17 protein-coding genes are annotated in these 21,462 nt (G+C 63.8%); 9 read left to right on the top strand and 8 right to left on the bottom strand.

Annotation, left to right across the window (positions count from 1 at the left end; translation table 11 throughout):
- Positions 1 to 126: 126 nt before the first annotated feature.
- The gene (locus IVB01_RS02970) at positions 127 to 1,650 is read right to left on the bottom strand and encodes a caspase family protein (RefSeq protein ID WP_247416785.1); all 1,524 of its coding nucleotides are present in this window, start codon (positions 1,648 to 1,650) and stop codon (positions 127 to 129) included.
- 374 nt (positions 1,651 to 2,024) lie between these two features.
- On the opposite strand from IVB01_RS02970, the gene IVB01_RS02965 reads away from it, so the two are divergent.
- Positions 2,025 to 2,831, top strand: coding sequence for an N-acyl homoserine lactonase family protein (locus IVB01_RS02965; RefSeq protein ID WP_247278661.1), 807 nt, complete (start codon positions 2,025 to 2,027; stop codon positions 2,829 to 2,831).
- 58 nt (positions 2,832 to 2,889) lie between these two features.
- Here the strand turns inward: IVB01_RS02965 and IVB01_RS02960 are convergent, their stop codons facing one another.
- Positions 2,890 to 3,432: a MarR family transcriptional regulator gene (locus IVB01_RS02960; protein ID WP_247278662.1), complete on the bottom strand. Its 543-nt coding sequence runs from the start codon at positions 3,430 to 3,432 to the stop codon at positions 2,890 to 2,892.
- 109 nt (positions 3,433 to 3,541) lie between these two features.
- On the opposite strand from IVB01_RS02960, the gene IVB01_RS02955 reads away from it, so the two are divergent.
- The 5 genes from IVB01_RS02955 (at position 3,542) to fahA (ending at position 9,199) form a co-directional block, all read left to right on the top strand.
- Positions 3,542 to 5,155 carry an FAD-dependent oxidoreductase gene (locus IVB01_RS02955; RefSeq protein ID WP_247278663.1) on the top strand — a complete coding sequence of 538 codons (1,614 nt, stop codon included), beginning with the start codon at positions 3,542 to 3,544 and terminating at the stop codon, positions 5,153 to 5,155.
- A gap of 7 nt (positions 5,156 to 5,162) precedes the next feature.
- Positions 5,163 to 5,387, top strand: coding sequence for a DUF2783 domain-containing protein (locus IVB01_RS02950; RefSeq protein WP_131874472.1), 225 nt, complete (start codon positions 5,163 to 5,165; stop codon positions 5,385 to 5,387).
- Between the two features lie 24 nt (positions 5,388 to 5,411).
- Complete coding sequence (locus IVB01_RS02945; protein WP_247278664.1) at positions 5,412 to 6,368, top strand: MBL fold metallo-hydrolase; 957 nt, start codon at positions 5,412 to 5,414, stop codon at positions 6,366 to 6,368.
- Between the two features lie 2 nt (positions 6,369 to 6,370).
- Complete coding sequence (hmgA, locus tag IVB01_RS02940) at positions 6,371 to 7,717, top strand: homogentisate 1,2-dioxygenase (RefSeq protein ID WP_247494241.1); 1,347 nt, start codon at positions 6,371 to 6,373, stop codon at positions 7,715 to 7,717.
- A 210-nt stretch (positions 7,718 to 7,927) separates the two neighbouring features.
- A complete protein-coding gene (gene fahA, locus IVB01_RS02935) occupies positions 7,928 to 9,199 on the top strand; it encodes a fumarylacetoacetase (protein WP_247278666.1) in 1,272 nt (423 codons plus the stop codon).
- Between the two features lie 172 nt (positions 9,200 to 9,371).
- On the opposite strand, the gene IVB01_RS02930 is transcribed toward fahA, so the two are convergent.
- Together IVB01_RS02930 and IVB01_RS02925 are read right to left on the bottom strand one after the other, a co-directional pair.
- Positions 9,372 to 9,683, bottom strand: coding sequence for a DUF1272 domain-containing protein (locus IVB01_RS02930; RefSeq protein ID WP_247276745.1), 312 nt, complete (start codon positions 9,681 to 9,683; stop codon positions 9,372 to 9,374).
- Between the two features lie 74 nt (positions 9,684 to 9,757).
- Complete coding sequence (locus tag IVB01_RS02925; protein WP_247276744.1) at positions 9,758 to 10,237, bottom strand: Lrp/AsnC family transcriptional regulator; 480 nt, start codon at positions 10,235 to 10,237, stop codon at positions 9,758 to 9,760.
- 121 nt (positions 10,238 to 10,358) lie between these two features.
- Between IVB01_RS02925 and hppD the strand changes: the two genes are divergently transcribed.
- Positions 10,359 to 11,477, top strand: coding sequence for a 4-hydroxyphenylpyruvate dioxygenase (gene hppD, locus IVB01_RS02920; RefSeq protein WP_247276743.1), 1,119 nt, complete (start codon positions 10,359 to 10,361; stop codon positions 11,475 to 11,477).
- Positions 11,478 to 11,593: 116 nt separating this feature from the next.
- Here the strand turns inward: hppD and IVB01_RS02915 are convergent, their stop codons facing one another.
- The 4 genes from IVB01_RS02915 to IVB01_RS02900 all read right to left on the bottom strand — a co-directional run bounded on the left by IVB01_RS02915 (position 11,594) and on the right by IVB01_RS02900 (position 16,635).
- Positions 11,594 to 12,706 (bottom strand): CaiB/BaiF CoA-transferase family protein, encoded by a 1,113-nt coding sequence (locus IVB01_RS02915; protein ID WP_247276742.1) that lies wholly within the window; start codon positions 12,704 to 12,706, stop codon positions 11,594 to 11,596.
- A gap of 205 nt (positions 12,707 to 12,911) precedes the next feature.
- Positions 12,912 to 13,712, bottom strand: coding sequence for a xanthine dehydrogenase family protein subunit M (locus IVB01_RS02910; RefSeq protein WP_247276741.1), 801 nt, complete (start codon positions 13,710 to 13,712; stop codon positions 12,912 to 12,914).
- A gap of 15 nt (positions 13,713 to 13,727) precedes the next feature.
- Positions 13,728 to 16,070, bottom strand: a complete 2,343-nt coding sequence (locus tag IVB01_RS02905; RefSeq protein WP_247297719.1) for a xanthine dehydrogenase family protein molybdopterin-binding subunit — start codon at positions 16,068 to 16,070, stop codon at positions 13,728 to 13,730.
- A 79-nt stretch (positions 16,071 to 16,149) separates the two neighbouring features.
- On the bottom strand, positions 16,150 to 16,635 hold the full coding sequence (locus IVB01_RS02900; protein ID WP_247276739.1) for a (2Fe-2S)-binding protein: 486 nt from the start codon (positions 16,633 to 16,635) through the stop codon (positions 16,150 to 16,152).
- 341 nt (positions 16,636 to 16,976) lie between these two features.
- On the opposite strand from IVB01_RS02900, the gene IVB01_RS02895 reads away from it, so the two are divergent.
- A complete protein-coding gene (locus tag IVB01_RS02895) occupies positions 16,977 to 19,016 on the top strand; it encodes a HAMP domain-containing methyl-accepting chemotaxis protein (protein WP_247494240.1) in 2,040 nt (679 codons plus the stop codon).
- A gap of 254 nt (positions 19,017 to 19,270) precedes the next feature.
- Positions 19,271 to 21,304 carry a HAMP domain-containing methyl-accepting chemotaxis protein gene (locus tag IVB01_RS02890; RefSeq protein WP_247276737.1) on the top strand — a complete coding sequence of 678 codons (2,034 nt, stop codon included), beginning with the start codon at positions 19,271 to 19,273 and terminating at the stop codon, positions 21,302 to 21,304.
- The last annotated feature ends 158 nt before the right edge of the window (positions 21,305 to 21,462 follow it).

Below are 21,462 nucleotides of genomic sequence, written 5' to 3'. Positions count from 1 at the left end.
GCCAGCTCGCGCGTTTCCAAATTCCTGCAATAAGCCCTCGGGAAAGCCCCCTTGCGGCATCCGCCCATTAGTCTTCCCTGGGCTGTTCAAGGTTCGAGGCGCGTCTTCCCTCAACTCAAAAAAATATCAACGCACTCCGTAACTTGCGAATTCCTGAACGATGTTCGGATCCATCGCCTTGGCATTGGCGATGTCGAGCGCACCTTCCTGGGCGGAGCCGTTGCGCTGCTTGGCAAGGCCGCGTCCGTAGAGCGAGGAGGTCAGGCGGGGATTGATCTTCAGGGCCGCGTCGAAATCGGCGATGGCGTTCTTGACCGCTCCCGATTTCAGGTTGACGAGCCCGCGGCTGTCCAACGCATCGACGAAGTTCGGCCGCAGCCGCAGCGCCTCGTTGCAATCCTTGAGTGCGCCCTGAAGGTCGCCGACCACGGTGCGGGTCCAGCAGCGGTTGTTCAGCGCCTCGACGTCCTTCGCGTTGATGCGGAGCGTATCGTCGAAATCCTTGATGGCGAGGTTGTAGGCGCCCTTGCTGGCATAGACCTGGCCGCGCCGGTACAGCGCGTTCACGTCGTCCGGATTGGCGGCAATCTTGGCTGTCAGGCTCTTGATCGTGGGGTCGTCAGCCAGGACGGCGGGGCTCGGCCCGCCGTCCGCGTTCGGCGCGGGAGCGGGATCAGCCGGCTTCGCGGGCGGCGGCGGTGGCGGCAGGGCGGCCTCGACCTGCGGCTTCGGCGAGGGTGCCGGTGCAGAAGGAGGGGGTGGTGCAGGCGCCGCAACCGTGTCGGCCGGCTTCGTCGGCGGAGGCGGTGTCGGCGGCGCGGGTGATGCCGGCGGCGGGTTGTTGGCGACCACGGCCGGCGGCGCCGGTGGTGGCGTCGTCGACGGCCGCGATCCGCCGGCCCCCGGAATGAACGAGAAATCTTCAGCCAATGAAGAGGATATCCATGGCACCTGCTCGCCGCGCGAGGCGCGGGTAACGCCCATCTTGGTGCGGTTCAGCGTCTCCTCGGCCATTAGGTCGGGGACGCGAATTTCCTTCAGCAGCTCCTGGACGAACAGGCTGTGCTCGCCGCCGGCATCCGAGACCACCGAGGCCAGCGCCGCCGAATACATCACCAGGGTGCCATTCGGCGCGATGACCGGGGTCAGGCCGGCCGAGAAGCTGCGGAACCGGCGCTCGAACGGGTTGCGCCTGGAGGCATCGATCAGCGCGATCTTGACACCGGCACCGCGGGTGTTGAGCTCGCCAAGCACGCTCTCCAGGCTGAAACCGTCGCGGCGCACGTCGGATTCGGTCCAGATCTGCGCATCGACCGGCAGCAAATAGCTTTGACGCGCGGACTGGATGCCGAACCCGCTGAAGAACACCAGCGCCACCGAACCCGGCTTGATCTTACCGTAGAGCTTCTCGAAGGCGCGGCGCATGCCGTCGCCGGTCAGGTTCTCGCCGATCTCGACGGAAAAGCCGTCGCGCTTGAGCTCGTCGGCGACGTCGCGCGCATCGTTTATCGGTTCCTTCAACGGGGCATCCGCATCCGGATATTTGGCGTTGCCGATCACCAGCGCAAAGCGGTCGCCAGCCGCAAGCGTCGGAGCAGTCGGGATAAGCGAGATGAGCAGGGGCAGCAGAAAAAGGAAGCGAATTTTCATAATCAGCGCGGTCCAGCCAAAAAGGCGCCGTTCCAGCTTGCGCCGCGGCGACCTTAACTTACGCTTTAGGCATTATCAAACCGGGGACAGGGGGCGTCAACCGCTTGGACATTCGGCTTTATTGCGACGATCGACCCAAAGGCATAGGCACGCTTCGAGTGGAATAAAGGGGGCTGTCATGGTTGTGCTCGATGCATCTGGTGCGATCCTATCTGCGGGATGTTAGGGCAGCCAGGGCGACGAAAATGTGATTGCTCTCACATTGCAGGACCGCGGCCGTCGCAACCCCAGGTGTTTGACCTTTGCTGCGGACAATGGCTTGGTGCGCCGGCTCGTCCCGCAGGTCCACTCAGAAAGAAACAAAGAGCAGAGGCATGGGAAACGTCTACGAGATCTACGCACTGCGCTATGCGACGATGTCGCCGCGCACTCCTCACATGAACTTCCTCGTGCCCGACCCGCATGACAGCGCGGCACAGGACCTCGATTACTTCGTCTGGCTGATCCGCGGCGGCGACCGCGACATCCTGGTCGATACCGGCTTCAACGCCGAGGAGGCGAGCGCGCGGGCACGCAAGCTGACGCTCAATCCTGTTGACGCGCTGGAGCGCTTTGGTGTCGCCGCGGCCGCGATTCGCGATGTCATCGTGACGCATCTGCATTACGACCATGCCGGCAATCTCGATCGCTTCCCGCATGCGCGCTTCCATCTCCAGGAGCGCGAGATGGCTTACGCGACCGGCCGCTGCATGTGCAATGGCCTCTTGCGCCATCCGTTCTCGGTCGAGCACGTCACGCAGATGGTGCGCCATGTCTATGGCGAGCGCGTTACGTTTTATTCGGGCGACGGCGAGGTCGCGCCCGGCGTGACCGTGCATCGGGTCGGCGGCCATTCCGACGGCTTGCAGGTCGTCAGGGTCGAGACCGCGCGCGGACCGGTGGTGCTGGCGTCCGATGCCGCGCATTACTACGCCAATCTTCAGCGCAAGAGCCCATTCCCGATCGTCTACAATGTCGGCGACATGGCGCAAGGCTGGGAGACGATCGAGCGCCTCGCCGGTCACCCTGATCGATTCATTCCCGGTCATGATCCGATCGTGACGGAGATCTATCCACGCGCCAGCGACAAGATCGATGCCTGGGCGCTGCACCTGCCGCCGACGAGATCGTTTGCGAAGTGACGCGGTAGCGTCATTCCGGGTTCGCCGCTGTCGCGGCGCCCCGGAATGACAGCATCGCCTAATACGCCTGCTTGGCGTCCGCCTCTTCGCTGGTCTGGATCAGGTCGAGGCTCTCTTCGATCTTGCCGAGCAAAGCCGAGAGCTGCTTGCGCTCCTGCGCGGAAAGGCAGGCGAGGATCTCGTCTTCCCGTCGCAGCAATTGCGGGAACAGCTCTTCATAGAGCGCGCGGCCCTTCTTCGTCAGTTGCAGGCGAAATTCGCGGCGATCGGCTTCGTTCTCGACCCGCTCGATCAAGCCCTGCTGCAGCAGCGTCGTCACCGCACGGCTGATGGTCGATTTGTGCGTGCGGGTGCATTGCGAGATGAATTGCGCGCTACAGGCATCGTTGCGAAAGCCGAGCGTGGCGATCACGCGCCACGCCGGAATATCGAGGCCATGCCGTTCCTGATATTCCACCGCGAGCGCGGAACTCACCTCCGCGGCGAGCCGGTTGAGGCGGAACGGCACGAACTTGAACAGATCGAGCCGAGGCTTTGGCCGCGATGAAGCCTCTTCGGCTTCGCGTGTCCTCAGCGCGATGTCACTGGATGTCCTTGCCAAGCAGAGCGCTCCGAATTCGGTTGACGGCCGGCCGGCTCCGGTCCAAAATAGTTGCACGTGAGACTATCTAGCAGATCAGTCCTCTCCTGACCAGAGCCGAGGTTAGTGCATGGCGCACGCCAAATCCCAGTTCGGCTACCAACGCCACCCCGATCAGGATCGTTCGGGCCAGGACCCGGCCGCGCATCCGGTCGTGGTCGTCGGTGCGGGTCCGGTCGGGCTGTCGCTGGCGATAGACCTTGCCCAACGCGGCCAGCGCGTCGTTCTTCTTGATGATGCCGATCGTATCGGCGAAGGCTCGCGCGCGATCTGCTTCTCCAAGCGTTCGCTGGAATATTGGGACCGGCTCGGAGTCGGCGACCGCATGGTCGAGAAGGGCGTGGTCTGGAGCGTCGGCCGGATCTTCCACGGCGAGTCGCAGCTCTATCAGTTCAACCTGCTGCCCGAGGACGGTCACAAGCGGCCGGCTTTCATCAACCTTCAGCAATATTACGCCGAAGCCTATCTGGTCGATCGTATCCAGGATCTGCCTGCGATCGACCTGCGCTGGCGCAACAAGGTGACGGCGCTGGAGCAGCGCAACGATGCCGTCGCGCTGACGATCGAAACGCCCGAGGGCGCCTATCGGCTGCACGCGCAATATGTCATTGCCTGCGACGGCGCGCGCTCCTCGCTGCGGCAGATGGTCGGCGCCGAATTCGCGGGACAGGTGTTCGAGGACCAGTTCCTGATTGCCGACGTCAAGATGACCGCGGAATTCCCGACTGAACGCTGGTTCTGGTTCGATCCGCCGTTCCATGCCGGACGTTCGGCGCTCTTGCACCGGCAGCCTGATGATGTCTGGCGCATCGATCTCCAGCTCAATCGCGACGCCGATCCCGTCGTCGAGAAGAAGCCGGAAAACGTGCGGCCGCGCATCGCGCGCATGCTCGGGCACGACAAGTTCGAGTTCGAGTGGATCTCGCTGTATAAATTTCAATGCCGGCGGATGGACCGGTTCATCCACGGCCGCGTGATTTTTGCCGGCGATTCCGCTCACCAGGTCTCGCCCTTCGGCGCACGCGGCGCGAACTCGGGACTCGAGGACGCCGAGAATCTCTCCTGGAAGCTCGACCGTGTGCTGCGCGGGACTTCGCCCGCGAGCCTGCTCGAGAGCTATCATGCCGAGCGCAGCATGGCGGCTGACGAGAACATCCGCGAATCCACCCGCTCGACCGATTTCATGGCGCCGAACTCGCACCAGGAAGCGCGGCTGCGCAAGGCGGTGCTGTCGCTCGCCAAGGAGACCGAGTTCGGCAAGCGCATGGTCAATGGCGGCCGGCTCTCGGTGCCGTGCAGCTACGACTCCCCGCTGTCCTCGCTCGATGCGGATACGTGGCACGGCGGACCGTCGCCCGGCTGTTCCATGCTCGACGCGCCCGTCGCAACGCGCGCCGGCGAGCAGATCTATCTGACGGATGCCTTCCGCAAGGGTGGAACGGACTTCACCTTGCTGTCGTTCAGCAATGGCGCGCCGACCGATGTGCCCGATGGCATCAAGGGCATCCGCATTGGAGATGAGGGCGGACTTGCCGATCCCTCGGGCCTGGTCGCGAAACGCTACGGCGCCGAGCCGGGCGCCGCCTATCTGCTGAGGCCTGACGGTTATGTCGCGGCGCGCTTCCGCCGCCCGACGCGTGCGATGATCGCGGCGGCGCTGGCGCGGGCCGAAGGCTTGTATTGAGGTTCTGATGCCGCTCTCCACCAGTTCCAACTTCGCGCGCCCCGACGATGCCTTTCGCGCCATCGTCGAGGCCCATCGCGGGCTCACCGACGAGCAGAGTGCCGATTTCGACGCGGCGCTGGTGCTGATCCTCGCCAACCATATCGGCGACATCGACGTGCTGCGGGAGGCGATCGGGCTTGCAAAGCGGCGCATGATCGACGGCCAGCAGCAACAACAGCAACAACAATAACCCAGTGACTTGAAGGACGAATTGATGGCGAAGAACTTCGCATCCACCGGCGATCTCTCCGAGAAGAAGATCACCTTCTCCGAGATCGGTACCGATCTCTATGCGTTCACCGCCGAGGGCGATCCCAACACCGCAATCATCGTCGGCGACGACGGCTGTCTCGTGTTCGATGCGCAGGCGACGCCCGCAATGGCGAACAAGGTGATCGAGCGCGTGCGCACCGTGACCGACAAGCCGATCAAATATGTCGTGCTGTCGCACTATCACGCGGTGCGCGTGCTTGGCGCCTCCGCCTACAAGGCGCAAGGCATCGTCGCCTCGCAGGAGACCTATCGGCTGATCGAAGAGCGCGGCAAGCAGGATTGGGATTCCGAATACGGCCGCTTCCCGCGCCTGTTCCAGGATGCGCAGAGCATTCCAGGCCTGACCTGGCCGACCCTGACCTTCGAGGGCGAGATGTCGATCTATCTCGGCAAACGCGAGGTGCGCCTGATCCAGTTAGGTGCCGGCCACACCTCCGGCGACATCGTCGCCTGGGTGCCGGACGCCGAGGTGATGTTTTCCGGCGATCTCATCGAATATCACTCGGCCTGCTATTGCGGTGATGCGCATTTGCGCGAATGGCCGCTGACGCTGAACGAGATCCGCAACTTCAATCCCAAGGCGATCGCGCCGGGCCGCGGTGATGCCCTGAAGGGCACAGCCACCGTGCGCGAGGCCATCGCGATGACGCGTGATTTCGTCACAACGCTTTATGGGGCCGCGGAGATCTCCGTCGCCAAGGGGCGCACGCTGAAGGAGACGATGGCGGCGACGCGCGAGGTGATGGATCCGAAATTTTCGAGCTTCGCCATCTACGAGCACTGCCTGCCGTTCAACGTGTCGCGCGCCTATGACGAAGCGTCGGGAATCGACGATCCTGTGATCTGGACCGACAAGCGCGACCAGGAAATGTGGGCAGCGCTGCAAGGAGGAGGATAGTCATGAACATCAACACCTCGCCCGATCAGATCATCCGCAGTTCCGCGCAGGTGACGCCGGGCTACATGTCCGGCTTCGGCAACAGCTTTGAGACCGAGGCGCTGCCGGGCGCGCTGCCGATTGGACGTAATTCGCCGCAGCGCTGCGCCTACGGGCTCTATGCCGAGCAGCTCTCCGGCTCGCCCTTCACGGCGCCCCGCGGCAGCAATGAGCGCTCCTGGCTTTATCGCATTCGTCCGTCGGTGAAGCATTCCGGCCGCTTCGAGAAGATCGATGCCGGGCTGTGGCGCTCGGCGCCGTGCCATGAATACGATCTGCCGATCGCGCAGCTGCGCTGGGATCCGGCACCGATTCCGCAGGAGGAGATCACCTTCCTGCAGGGCGTGCAGACCATGACGACCGCCGGCGACGTCAACACGCAGGCCGGCATGGCGGCGCATGTCTACCTCATCACCAAGTCGATGGTGGACCAGCACTTCTATGATGCCGACGGCGAGCTGATGTTCGTACTTCAGCAGGGCAATCTGCGTATCGTCACCGAGTTTGGCTGCATCGATGCCGAGCCCGGCGAGATCGTGGTGATCCCGCGCGGCGTCAAGTTCCGCGTCGAGATCCCGAACGGTCCGGCGCGCGGCTATCTCTGCGAGAACTATGGCGGCGCTTTCACACTGCCGGAGCGCGGCCCGATCGGCGCCAACTGCCTCGCCAATGCGCGCGACTTCCTCACGCCGGTCGCAAACTACGAGGACAAGGACACGCCGACCGAGCTCTACGTGAAATGGGGCGGCTCGCTGTTCAAGACGCAGCTCGCCCATTCGCCGATCGACGTCGTGGCCTGGCACGGCAATTACGCGCCGTACAAGTACGATCTGCGCACGTTCTCTCCCGTAGGCGCGATCAGCTTCGACCATCCCGACCCCTCGATCTTCACGGTGCTGACCTCACCATCCGAGACCGCGGGCACCGCGAATATCGACTTCGTGATCTTCCCCGAGCGCTGGATGATCGCCGAGAACACCTTCCGCCCGCCCTGGTATCACATGAACATCATGAGCGAATTCATGGGGCTGATCTACGGCGTCTACGATGCCAAGCCGCAAGGCTTCGTCCCCGGCGGCATCAGCCTGCACAATTGCATGCTGCCGCACGGGCCGGATCGCGACGCCTTCGAGCACGCCAGCAACGGCGAGCTGAAACCCGTGAAGCTGACCGGCACCATGGCCTTCATGTTCGAAACCCGCTACCCGCAGCGCGTCACTGCGCATGCGGCGAAGTCGTCGACGCTCCAGGACGATTACGCCGATTGCTGGAAGGGCCTGGAGAAGCGGTTCGATCCGAACACGCCGTAATGCCTCTTACCCTCCCCTGGAGGGGGAGGGTCGCTACGCATGCAGCGAAGCGGAATGCGTAGCGGGGTGGGGTGACGGTCTCTCCGCAAGGAACACCGCCCGTGTTGAGAGATCACCCCACCCCGTCTCATATTTCGCTGCGCTCAATATGAGCCGACCCTCCCCCTCCAGGGGAGGGTGACACCGTCACCGCTGCGCCACGGAAAACCTATGCCTCACCCCAACGAACCCAGCCTCCGCTCCTTTATCGACATCGAGCCCGCCTCGGACTTTCCGATCCAGAACCTGCCGTATGGTGTGTTCTCGACTGCGGCCAATCCGACGCCGCGCGTGGGCGTCGCGATCGGCAACTACGTGCTCGATCTCTGGGAGCTCGAGCAGGACTCGCGGCTCGATATCAGTCCACTCGGCGTGTTCTCCGGAGCCTCGCTCAATCCGTTCATGGCGCTGGGACCAAACGTCTGGTCCAAGACGCGGGCGCGGATCAGTGAGCTCCTGCGCCACGATCATCCGGAGCTGCGCGACAACGAGGAGCTGCGCAAGCAGGCGCTCGTGCCGATGCGCGATGCAAAACTGCATCTGCCCTTCACCGTCTCCGGCTACACCGACTTCTATTCCTCCAAGGAGCACGCCACGAATGTCGGCGTGATGTTCCGTGGCAAGGACAATGCGCTCCAGCCGAACTGGCTACATATGCCGATCGCTTATAATGGCCGAGCCTCGACCGTCGTGGTGTCAGGCACGAAGGTGAAGCGCCCGCGGGGGCAGCTGAAGCCGCCGAATGTGGACTTGCCGAGCTTCGCGCCGTGCAAGCGGCTCGACTTCGAGCTGGAGATGGGCGTCGTCGTTGGCCAGCCGTCGCCGATGGGCGGCATGCTCACCGAGAGCCAGGCCGAGGAGATGATCTTCGGGTTCGTGCTGCTCAACGACTGGAGCGCGCGCGATATCCAGCAATGGGAATATGTGCCGCTTGGCCCGTTCCTGGCAAAAGCATTCGCAACCTCGATCAGCCCATGGGTCGTGACGCGCGAAGCGTTGGAGCCATTCCGGCTGAAGGGGCCGGAGCAGGAGCCGGCGCCGCTCGATTATCTCAAGCAGAGCAAGCCGCAGAACTACGACATCGCGCTCGACGTGTCCTTGCGCACCGCCGGTGCCAACGCCCCCGCCAGCATCAGCCGCACCAATTTCAAGTACATGTACTGGTCGTCGGTGCAGCAGCTCATGCACCACGCCTCCAGCGGTTGCGCCATGAACGTCGGCGATCTCCTTGGGAGCGGCACCATCTCCGGCCCGGAGAAGAACCAGCGCGGCAGCCTCTTGGAAATCAGCTGGAACGGCACCGAGCCCGTGGAATTGCCCGGCGGCGCCAAACGCTCCTTCCTGGAGGACGGCGATTCTCTCGTCATGCGCGGTTGGTGCCAGGGCAATGGCTATCGCGTGGGGTTTGGCGAAGTGGAGGGGACGATTCTGGCGGCGGAATAACTGGGGAGCGTGGCGCGAGGCTCTATCCACATTCTCCGTCATTGCGAGCCAACGGGTCCGCGCGAAGCGCGGCCCGATGACAGGCTCCGCGAAGCAATCCAGAATCTTTCCACGGCGGCAGTCTGGATTGCTTCGTCGCAAGGGCTCCTCGCAATGACGGCGCGGAGAGAGTTCACCGCTTCTCCGGCGGCACCTCGCGTATCCTCGCGCAATGCGCAGCGACATCTTCCAGGCTGTACTTCAGATGCACCCGCTTGTCGGAGGGCGCCTGCCTGGTCGTGCAGACGCCCGGCCGCCATTCTTGCGTGGGGCGGATCGGGCGCGGCATAAAGCCGCCGCCGCAGTTTGGGCAGACATTGAAGAGCTTGGTCTCGACGCAGTGCGCGCAGAACGTGCATTCATAGGAGCAGATCCGCGCCTCGATTGCATTCGGCGGCAGGTCGCGGTCGCAATATTCGCAATTCGGTCGAAGCTGGAGGGCCATGGTCGAATCTCCGCGGACTGGCCTCAATCATCGCAGATCCCATGCCTAGCACGAATGCCGGATTTCCCTCGATTTCAGCCGGGCTTGATCTCCTTGAGCGGCAGCCGCGTGCTCTCCTTCAGCCTGTCGAGCACGATTGAGGAGCGCACATGCGCGACGCTCTGATGCGGCATCAGGACGTCGTTGACGAGGTTGGAGAGACCCTTGAGGTCGCGCAGCACGGCTTTCAGCACATAGTCGGCATCGCCGGTGAGCGAATAGGCCTCCTGGATTTCGTCGATTCGATTGACCAGCGCGCGAAAGCGCTTGGCGTTGTCCGGCGAGTGCGTCGCCAGCGTCACCTGGATGAAGGCGACCACGCTGAAGCCGAGCGTCTCGCTGGAGAGATCAGCGTGGTAGCCCGCGATCACCTTCTCCTCTTCAAGCCGCATCCGACGCCGCGAGCATTGTGAGGCAGAGAGGCCAGCGAGGCCGGCGAGCTCCTGGTTGGTGAGGCGGCCATCGTCCTGGAGTGCGTCGAGAATCTTGAGGTCGAAGGCATCAACTGAGATCATGCGTATTTCGCCCATTCTGTGCATGGATCGTGTGTAAGATAGAGAAATAGCGGCGGATTTGCACGCTCATTGCGCGCTACATGAAGGATAGTTCTGCCCAGCAGCAATTTGGGAGAACACCATGGGTCCGTTTCCGCACGATGCGCCGCCGGCCAGGATCAGCGCCGACAATCCGATGGGAACCGACGGGTTCGAGTTCGTCGAATATGCGCATCCCAACCCGGAAGAGTTGCACGCGCTGTTCAAGCTGATGGGCTATACGGCCGTGGCGCGCCACAAGGCGAAGAAGATCACGGTCTATCGCCAAGGCGACATCAATTATCTCGTCAACGAAGAGCCCGGCACCCACGGCCACGACTTCGTCGCCGCGCACGGCCCTTGTGCGCCGTCGATGGCGTTCCGTGTTGTCGATGCGAAGGCGGCCTATGATCGCGCGATCGCGCTCGGTGCCGAGCCGGCCGACGTATCGTCCTCGCAAAAGACGCTCGACGTCCCCGCCATCAAGGGTATTGGCGGCAGCCTGCTGTATCTGGTCGATCGCTATGGGGACAACGGCTCGGCCTATGATGCCGAATTCGAATGGTTAGGGGCGCGCGATCCGCGGCCGTTCGGCGCGGGCCTGTTCTATCTCGACCATCTCACCCACAACGTCCATCGCGGTCGCATGGATGTTTGGGCCGGCTTCTACGAAAAGCTGTTCAACTTCCGCCAGATCCGCTTCTTCGACATCGAGGGCCGCGCGTCGGGCCTGTTCTCGCGCGCGTTGACCAGCCCGGATGGCAAGATCCGGATTCCGATCAACGAGGATGCCGGCGATTCCGGCCAGATCGAGGAATATCTGAAGACCTATCGCGGCGAAGGTATCCAGCACATCGCCTGCGGCTGCCGCGACATCTACCAAACCATCGAAGGCCTGCGCGAGGCCGGCCTGCCCTTCATGCCGCCTCCGCCCGATACCTATTTCGAGAAGATCGACGCGCGCCTGCCCAAACACGGCGAGGACGTCGCACGTCTCAAGACCAACGGCATTTTGATCGACGGCGAGGGTGTGGTCGAGGGCGGTCAGACCAAGGTGCTGCTGCAAATCTTCTCGGCCAACGCGATCGGGCCGATCTTTTTCGAATTCATCCAGCGCAAGGGCGACGATGGATTCGGCGAGGGCAATTTCAAGGCTCTGTTCGAATCGATCGAGGAGGATCAGATCCGGCGCGGGGTGTTGAAGGTGGACAGCGCGGCATAGCTCAGTGCCGTAGGGTGGGCAAGCGTAAGCGTGCCCACCAGTTCTGTAGCGATCTCCGAGAGATGGTGGGCACGGCGCTATGCGCCTTTTTCACCCTACGGATTCGTGCGCTGAGGCTACTTCGCTGCCTTCCACGCCTTCGTGACCGCACCGATCTCCGCCGCTTCCGGCTCGCGAACCGTGGAGGGTGTGCGCGAGAAGCGCGGCGCGGGCGCGGGCTGCTTCACGCCATGGCGCTCGATGAAGACGTTGCGCGCGACCATGTGCGGGTATTGCGTGGCTTCCGACATGGTCAGCACCGGCGCGAAGCAGATGTCGGTGCCTTCCATGATCTTGCACCAGTCTTCGCGCGTCTTGCTCTTGAACACCGCCTTCAGCTTCTCCTTCAGCGCCGGCCAGGCGTTCCGATCCATCTGCGCGTCGAAATCGGCGTCGGTCAGGCCCGCATGCTGGCGCAGCAGCGCGTAGAATTGCGGCTCGATCGAGCCGATCGAGACGAAATGGCCGCAGGCGCATTCGTAGACGCCGTAGAAATGCGCGCCGCCGTCGAGGAAGTTCTGGCTGCGCTCCTCGGTCCAGCGTCCCATCGTGGTCATATCGAAGAAGAACGACATCAGCGACGCCGCGCCGTCGCACATCGCGGCATCGACCACCTGGCCCTTGCCGGATCTCTGCGCCTCCAGCAGTGCGGCCAGCACGCCGACGACGAGATAAAGCGCGCCGCCGCCGAAATCGCCGACCAGGTTGAGCGGCGGCACCGGTGCCTCTTTGGTGCCGATCGCGGCGAGCGCACCGGTGATGGAGATGTAGTTGATGTCGTGGCCGGCGGCGTTGGCAAGCGGGCCTTCCTGGCCCCAGCCCGTCATGCGGCCATAGACCAGCTTGGGGTTGCGCGCGAGCACCACGTCCGGCCCGAGCCCGAGCCGCTCCATCACGCCGGGACGGAAGCCTTCGACCAGCGCATCGGCGCTGGCCAGCAGGTCGAGCACTTGCGCGATCGCCGCCTTGTCCTTGAGGTCGAGCTCGATCACCTTGCGGCCGCGGCCCGCCACCGACTTCATGCTCTTCCTCGCGCCGACGCGATCGAGCGTGACGACGTCGGCGCCCATGTCGGCCAGCATCATGGAGGCGAACGGGCCGGGTCCGATGCCGGCGAATTCGACGATGCGAAAGCCCGACAGCGGGCCGGAGGTGCGGACGGAGGAGTTTTGGGCTGGTTTGTCGAGCACGTTGTTGTTTCCTCGGATCGCAGCGCGCGTGCGCGATGAGCGCATTCGCCTGGACGTTTCCTCTATCGAGTTAATTGGTCAATTAACTTTTCCCGCCTTACACCGAACGAGGCAAGCGCTTTTCATGCATGGGCGCATAATAAAAGCGGCGCGCACCGAAGTGCGCGCCGCGGAAAAATTGCGTCGACGCGCTGAAGCGCGAACGTCACCCAGCCGCGGCTACCGCGCGCTGCGCCATCACCTTGACGAGGTTGGCCCGGTACTCGGCCGTGCCGTGGATGTCAGCCAGCAATCCGCTTGCAGAAATACTGACGCTGTCGAGCGCCGATGGCGACCAGTTCGCCTTCAGCGCGGCTTCGATTGCGGGCACGCGCATCACACCAGACTGCGAGGCGCCGGTGGCGGCCACCCGAACCTCGCCGGACTTGGTCTGCGCGACGAACACACCGGTCAGTGCGAAGCGCGAGGCCGGGTGCCGCATTTTTTCGTAACCCGCTTTTGCCGGAACCGGGAACGACACAGCGGTGATGATCTCGCCGTCTTCGAGCGCCGTGGTGAACAGGCCCTGGAAGAAATCCTCCCCCGCAAGCGATCGCTTATTGGTCTTTACGGTCGCGCCGAGCGCCAGCAGCGCGGCCGGAAAGTCTGCGGCAGGATCGTTGTTGGCAATCGAGCCGCCGATCGTGCCGCGATAGCGCACGGCAGGGTCGCCGAGCACCGAGGTGAGATAGGCAATCGCGGGGATCGCCTTCTTCACATCGGCATTCTGCATGATGTCGTAATAGGTCGTGGCGGCCTTGATTGTCAGCGTATCGCCTGACAGCTCGATGCCCTGCAACTCTTTGATCCTGCCGAGGTCGATCACGTCGGAGGGACTGGCAAGCCGCTGTTTCATGACCGGCAGCAGTGTCTGTCCGCCGGCGAGAAATTTCGCCTCGCTGCTCTTGCCGAACAGGCTCACGGCTTCTTCGACCGAGGAAGCCCGATGATAGGTGGTTTGGTACATCTTCGTTCCTCCCTCTTAAGCCGCGTGGATCGTGCGCCACACCCTGTCCGGGGTTGCGGGCATTTCCAGATTGTTCTTGCCGATCGCATCCGTGATCGCGTTGATCACGGCTGCAGAAGCGCCGATCGCGCCGGCCTCACCGCAACCCTTGATGCCCAGGGGATTGCCTGGGCACAGCGTCGTGGTGTGGGAGAGATTGAACGAGGGCAGATCGTCGGCGCGCGGCATGGAGTAATCCATGAACGAGGCCGTGACCGGCTGGCCGTTGGCATCGTAGATCGCGTGCTCGAGCAGCGCCTGCCCGATGCCTTGGGCGAGTCCACCATGAACCTGTCCCTCGACGATCATCGGGTTGATCAGCCGGCCGAAATCGTCGGCCGCGACGAAGTTGACGAAGGACGTCTTGCCGGTGCCGGGATCGACCTCGAGCTCGCAGATATAGGCGCCGGCCGGGAAGGTGAAGTTGGTCGGGTCGTAGAAGGCGCTTTCCTTCAGGCCGGGCTCCATTCCTTCAGGCAGATTGTGCGCGGTGTAGGCCGCGAGCGCGACCATCGGGAAGGCGATCGCCTTGTCGGTGCCCGTGACCTTGAACTCGCCGTTCTCGATGACGATGTCGGCCTCGGAAGCCTCCAGCGCATGCGCGGCAATCTTCTTGGCTTTGGATTCCATCTTCTCCATTGCCTTCAGGATCGCAGTGAGACCTACGGCCGCCGAGCGCGAGCCATAGGTGCCCATGCCGAACTGCACCTTGTCAGTGTCGCCATGGACAATCGAGACCTGGCTGATGGGAACGCCCAAGCGATCGGCGACGAGCTGGCAGAAGGTGGTCTCGTGACCCTGGCCGTGGCTGTGCGAGCCGGTCAGGATCTCGATGGTGCCGACCGGGTTGACGCGCACCTCAGCCGATTCCCACAGGCCGACGCCGGCACCCAGGCTGCCGACGGCCTTTGACGGCGCGATGCCGCAGGCCTCGATGTAGCAGGATACGCCGATGCCGCGCAGCTTGCCTTGTGCCTTTGCTTGTGCCTTGCGGGCAGGGAAGCCGGCATAGTCGATCGCCTTCATCGCCGCATCGAGCGAAGCATTAAAGTCGCCGGTGTCATAGGCCATGATGACAGGCGTCTGGTGCGGAAACTGAGTGATGAAGTTGGTCCGGCGCAGTGCGGCCGGATCGACGTTCAATTGCCGCGCTGCCGTTTCCATCAGCCGCTCGAGCAGATAGCTGGCCTCGGGGCGGCCGGCGCCGCGATAGGCATCGACCGGCGTGGTGTTGGTGTAGACCCCGATCACCTCGGCATGGATCGCCGGGATGTTGTACTGGCCGGACAGGAGCGTTGCGTAGAGATAGGTCGGCACCGACGACGAGAACAGCGACATGTAGGCGCCGAAATTGGCGTAGGTCTTCACTTTCAACCCGGTGATCTTGTTGTTGGCGTCGAAGGCCATCTCGGCATGGGTCACGTGGTCACGGCCATGCGCGTCGGTGAGGAAGGCCTCGGTGCGGTCGCCGGTCCATTTCACGGGACGGCCGACCTTCTTGGAGGCCCACAGCGCCACCATCTCTTCGGGATAGATGAAGATCTTCGAGCCAAAGCCGCCGCCGACGTCGGGCGCGATCACGCGCAGCTTGTGCTCGGGGGCAATGTTGTAGAACGCCGACAGCACGAGGCGAGCGACGTGCGGGTTCTGCGACGTCGTGTAGAGCGTGAAATGCTCCTCCGCCGCGTCGTAATCGGCGATCGCCGCGCGCGGCTCCATCGCGTTGGGCGCGAGGCGGTTGTTGGTGACGTCGAGCTTGACCACATTGGCGGCCTTCGAGAAGGCTGCATCCACCGCACTCTCGTCGCCGATCACCCAGTCGTAGACCTGGTTGCCGGGGGCTTCGGGGTGAAGCTGCGGTGCTCCGGGCTTGATGGCAGCGTGCATGTCGGCGACCGCCGGAAGCTCTTCGTAATCGACGACGACGGCTTCCGCCGCGTCGCGCGCCAGATTCTTGCTCTCGGCGATCACGACAGCGACGGCCTGTCCAACGAAGCGCACCGTCTCCGGCGCCATCGCCGGCCATGCACCCATCTTCATCGGGCTGCCGTCCTTGGAGGTGATGGCCCAGCCGCAGATCAGGTTGCCGACCTTGTCGTCGACGAGCTGCTGTCCCGTGAGCACCGCGACAACGCCCGGCATCTTCAGCGCGGCGGAAGAGTCGATCCCCTTCACCTTGGCGTGCGCGTGCGGACTTCTAATGAAATACGCATGGGTCATGCCCTGCAATTTGATATCGTCGACGTAGCGGCCCTTGCCGGTAATGAAACGCTTGTCTTCCTTGCGCAGCACGCGTGCGCCGATGCCTTCAACACCCATGTCTGGTCCTCCCGACCGGAATTTGTTGACCCGCGCTTTCCATCGAAAGCGCCAGTGATTTTCTTGCTCGCTGCGGCCTTTACTCGGCCGCCTGCGCAACCTTCATGCGACCGGCCGCATCCAGCACGGCCTTGACGATGTTGTGGTAGCCGGTGCAGCGGCAGATATTGCCCTCGAGCTCCTGACGCACGGTGGCCTCGTCGAGCTGGCCCCCGTGGCGCTGCACGATGTCGATCGCCGACATGATCATGCCTGGCGTGCAATAGCCGCATTGCAGGCCGTGATTGTCGCGGAAAGCGGCCTGCATCGGATGTAGTTCGTCGCCCTTTGCGATGCCTTCGATCGTGGTGACGCTCGCGCCGTCTGCCTGTCCCGCCAGCATGGTGCAGGATTTCACCGCACGGCCGTCCATGTGGACGACGCAGGCGCCGCACTGGCTGGTGTCGCAGCCGACATGGGTGCCGGTGAGGTTGAGGTGGTCGCGCAGCAGCTGGACCAGCAGCGTGCGGTCCTCGACGTCAACGGCAACGGCCTTGCCGTTGACCGTCAGTTTGACAGTAGACACGGTGAAGTCCTCCCGGGATTGATTTTGATTGTTTCCAATTAGAGACCGGCGACCCGGAACTTTGCAACTGGGATTTTGGTCGCCGGCGTCATGGAAAAGTCATTGATCCAGAAGGGCGTGCAATGAGTTGCCACCGAGCCGCTGGACCCGGACGGCGCGGCCTGTCTAACCATGGGATGCCAGCCGTCGCCTTTTTGTAGCCGGTCAGCCTTGGCCCGATGACTTCGGAATCAGGAGATGCACTGAGTTTACCGCCCCTTATCGATTGTGCCTTAGTTTTGCGCATCCAGGTCTGGGGCGGGGCGCCTCCCGGTCGCGGCTGAATGAAAATGGGGGTGGGAATGTCCGGGCGTATCGGGTCGCCGTCGAAGCGAACACTAATTCCGGCTCTCAGGTTCCGTACCAAGATCATCCTGGGCTTTGCCGCAGTGCTGGTGATCTCCGCCGGCAGCATGGCCTTCTCATATTTCGGCTTTGAGCGGGTTTCCTCCGGGGTCGGGTCCTACCGCACCAGCGTTTCCGAGGCCGACCTTGCCCGCAACATCGACCGCGAGCTGCTCGCCTATCGTTCGGCTGCCCGCTACTTTGTCGTTACCGGCAAGGAGGACGACGCCAAGGCGGCGCTGGAGGCAGAAGCCAGCCTCAAGAGCGCGATCGACCTGGCCATCAAGAACGCCAAGAAGCCGGCGCGGCAAGAGGGCCTCAACAAGCTCGCCAAGGAGTTTTCCAACTTCTCCGCGACGTTTGCCAAGATCCTGCAGGCCAAGCGTGACAGCGTGCTGCTGGTCCAGAACCAGCTCCAGCGCAACGCCAATCTCCTGAAATACAAGCTCGATGACATCGGCAACAACGCCTCCGACGCGGAGGCGCAGGCGATCGAGTTCGGCACCAAGCAGGTCAATGCCCAGTTCCAGACCGCAAGCTCCGCCGCGAGCAATTTCATCCTCAATTCCGACCAGGCGGTCGCGGCAAGCGCGCTGGCGCGGCTGAAATTCGTCGAGAACTCGCTCGGTGCGATCTATTCCATGGACGACAAGATCGTCGCCGGGCTGAAGGACGCCAAGGCGCTGCTGGGGGCTTATCGGGAAGCGCTGGAGAAGCTGATCGCCAACGCCAAGCTGGTCGATGAGCTCGTGACCGAAATGAGCGGCTCGGCCGGCGCCATCCTTCGGGGCGCCACCGCCATGAAGGCGGACCTCATTGCCGAACAGCAGCGGCTGGAGGCGGAATCGGAAGCAACCATCGGGCAGACCGAGCAACTGGTGCTGATGCTCGCCGTCGGCGGCACGCTGCTGGGGGCGGTCCTCGCCTTCCTGCTCGGTACCGGCATCTCGCGTCCGATGATTGCGATGTGCAAGGCGATGCGGGAGCTGGCCTCGGGCAATTTCGACGTGGTGCTGCCGGGTCTTGGCCGCAAGGACGAGATCGGCGAGATGGCCGGAGCGGTCGAGGAGTTCAAGGTTCAGGCGGTGGCCAAGGCCGAGCGCGATGCCGCCGCCAGCGAAGCCCAGAACCGGGAGCAGGCTGCAAGCCGGCGCGCCGAGCTGATCCGCTTCGCCGACGATTTCGAGAACGCGGTCGGCGCCATCGTCTCCAACGTCTCGGCTTCCGCCGTGCAGCTGGAATCGGCAGCCTCCACGCTGACCCGCACCGCCGAGACCACGCAGAGCCTGTCGAGCCAGGTCGCCGGCGTCTCCGAGCAGGCGTCCTCCAACATGCAGTCGGTTGCGACCGCGACCGAAGAGCTCTCGGCCTCGGTCGAGGAGATCGGCCGCCAGGTCCGCGATTCCAGCCGGATCGCCGAGGCCGCCGTGGTGCAGGCCAAGGAGACCGACGGCCGCATCGGCAAGCTGTCGCATGCCGCCCAGCAGATCGGCGAGGTCGTCAAGCTGATCACGGCGATTGCCGAGCAGACCAATCTTCTGGCGCTCAACGCCACCATCGAGGCAGCGCGCGCCGGGGAGGCCGGCCGCGGCTTTGCCGTGGTTGCGAGCGAAGTGAAGTCGCTGGCGAGCCAGACGGCGAAGGCGACCGATGAAATCTCCTCGCATATCACCGGCATGCAGGGCGCCACGGCCGAATCGGTTGCCGCGATCAAGGAGATCGGCGCGACCATCGGCCAGATCTCGTCGATCTCGACCTCGATCGCGAGCGCCGTCGAGCAGCAGGGTGCGGCGACGCAGGAGATCGCCCGCAGCGTCCAGACCGTCGCGCAGGGCACCCAGACCGCAGCCACCGATATCGGCGAGGTCAACCGCGGCGCCGCCGAGACCGGCTCGGCCTCGGAAGAGGTGCTGAACTCGGCCAAGACGCTGTCGAGCGAAAGCACCCGCCTGCGCGCCGAACTCGACCGCTTCATGGCCAATATCCGCGCGGCGTGAGTTCGCTGCGCGTCAAGCCATTCTGCGGCCGAAGCCCTCGCTATCGCCTCACATTCGGCCGGTCGTCCCGATCGGCGCTCTGCTCATCCGGGATGACGAGTTGAGTGAACTATCCCCCCGCGTCAGCTAACCGCCAGTTGCGGTGCCACAAATTTACCACAGCTTATCCTTTGCCCCGTAACGTGCCGGAGGGTCAGGAAGCGGGCTGCTTCCGGGCTGCGCCTGGTTTTCCGCGAATGGAATGGGGTGGGGGAATGTCGGTCAAGTCGAAGTCGAAACCATCGAAGCTGCCAACGCTGCGTTTTCGCGCAAAAATCATCCTCGGCTTCGTGGCGGTGCTAGCCATCCTCGCCGTCAGCATGGCTTTCGCCTATTTCGGCTTCGAGCGGATCGCAGGCGCCGTGGCCTCGTATCGGACCAGCGTATCGGAAGCCGATCTGGCGCGGACCGTCGATCGTGAACTGATCGCCTATCAGGGGCTGGCGCGGGCCTACACCCTGACCGGGGCCGCCGACGACGAGACCGCGGCCAAGGCCGCCGAAGAGAATCTGAGGGGCGCGATCGGCAAGTCGTTGTCCGCCACGACCGGCGCCGCGCGCCGCGAGCAGGTCGGCAAGCTCGAGGCCGAGTTCCAGCGCTTCACGAAGGTGTTCAGTGAGATCATCACTCTGACACGCGAAAACAACAAGATCGCGGCCGATGAGCTCAACAGCGTCGGCAACAAGATCCGCTTCAAGTTCGACGATCTCGGCGACACGGCGGCGCTGGCGGGTCTTGCATCCGTCCAGACCACAGCCAAGGACATCACCTCGCAATATCTGGCGGTCTCCACCTCGGTCAGCGCCTTCGTTGCCAAGCCGGAGCCGAAGACCGCCGATGGCGTGATCGCCCGCATCAAGTTCCTGGAGACCTTGCTGGTCTCGATCTACGCGAACGACCAGAAGATCACCGACCGCGTCACCGAGATCGGCAATCTCCTGAAGCAGTATCGTACTTCCTTCGTAAAGCTGACCGAAAACGTGAAGGTCATCGTCAAGCTGAATGGCGAGATGACCAAGACGGCCGCGTCCATCGTGAAACTTTCGGGCGAACTGCGCTCGGATCTGACTGCCGACCAGCAGCGCATCGAGGCGAGCGCCAATGCGACGATCGGGGACACCGAGCGGCTGATGCTGATGATGGCGCTCGGTGGCCTTGCCGTCGGTGTCGCGCTGGCCTGGATGCTCGGGAACGGCATCTCGCGTCCGATGATTGCGATGTGCAAGGCGATGCGGGAGCTGGCCTCGGGCAATTTCGACGTGGTGCTGCCGGGTCTTGGTCGCAAGGACGAGATCGGCGAGATGGCCGGAGCGGTCGAGGAGTTCAAGGTTCAGGCGGTGGCCAAGGCCGAGCGCGATGCCGCCGCCAGCGAAGCCCAGAACCGGGAGCAGGCTGCAAGCCGGCGCGCCGAGCTGATCCGCTTCGCCGACGATTTCGAGAACGCGGTCGGCGCCATCGTCTCCAACGTCTCGGCTTCCGCCGTGCAGCTGGAATCGGCAGCCTCCACGCTGACCCGCACCGCCGAGACCACGCAGAGCCTGTCGAGCCAGGTCGCCGGCGTCTCCGAGCAGGCGTCCTCCAACATGCAGTCGGTCGCGACCGCGACCGAAGAGCTCTCGGCCTCGGTCGAGGAGATCGGCCGCCAGGTCCGCGATTCCAGCCGGATCGCCGAGGCCGCCGTGGTGCAGGCCAAGGAGACCGACGGCCGCATCGGCAAGCTGTCGCATGCCGCCCAGCAGATCGGCGAGGTCGTCAAGCTGATCACGGCGATTGCCGAGCAGACCAATCTTCTGGCGCTCAACGCCACCATCGAGGCGGCGCGCGCCGGGGAGGCCGGCCGCGGCTTTGCCGTGGTTGCGAGCGAAGTGAAGTCGCTGGCGAGCCAGACGGCGAAGGCGACCGATGAAATCTCCTCGCATATCACCGGCATGCAGGGCGCCACGGCCGAATCGGTTGCCGCGATCAAGGAGATCGGCGCGACCATCGGCCAGATCTCGTCGATCTCGACCTCGATCGCGAGCGCCGTCGAGCAGCAGGGCGCGGCGACGCAGGAGATCGCCCGCAGCGTCCAGACCGTCGCGCAGGGCACCCAGACCGCAGCCACCGATATCGGCGAGGTCAACCGCGGCGCCGCCGAGACCGGCTCGGCCTCGGAAGAGGTGCTGAACTCGGCCAAGACGCTGTCGAGCGAAAGCACCCGCCTGCGCGCCGAACTCGACCGCTTCATGGCCAATATCCGCGCGGCGTGACGCTCGGACCGCGCCACTTCCTCCGTCGTCGTGCTGGCCAAGGCCAGGACCCATTCCCCCCGGAAACCGTTGCTGCGCGAAGCGGGTAACTCCGAGTCTTCGCCAAACCACGTCTTGTGATGATGGGTCCTGGATCAGCGCTTCGCTTGTCCAGGACG

Source organism: Bradyrhizobium sp. 164 (genome assembly GCF_023073715.1).
Classification (GTDB): Bacteria; Pseudomonadota; Alphaproteobacteria; order Rhizobiales; family Xanthobacteraceae; genus Bradyrhizobium.
The sequence above is the reverse complement of the archived record's forward strand: the minus strand, read 5'-3'. Positions and strand labels throughout refer to the sequence as shown.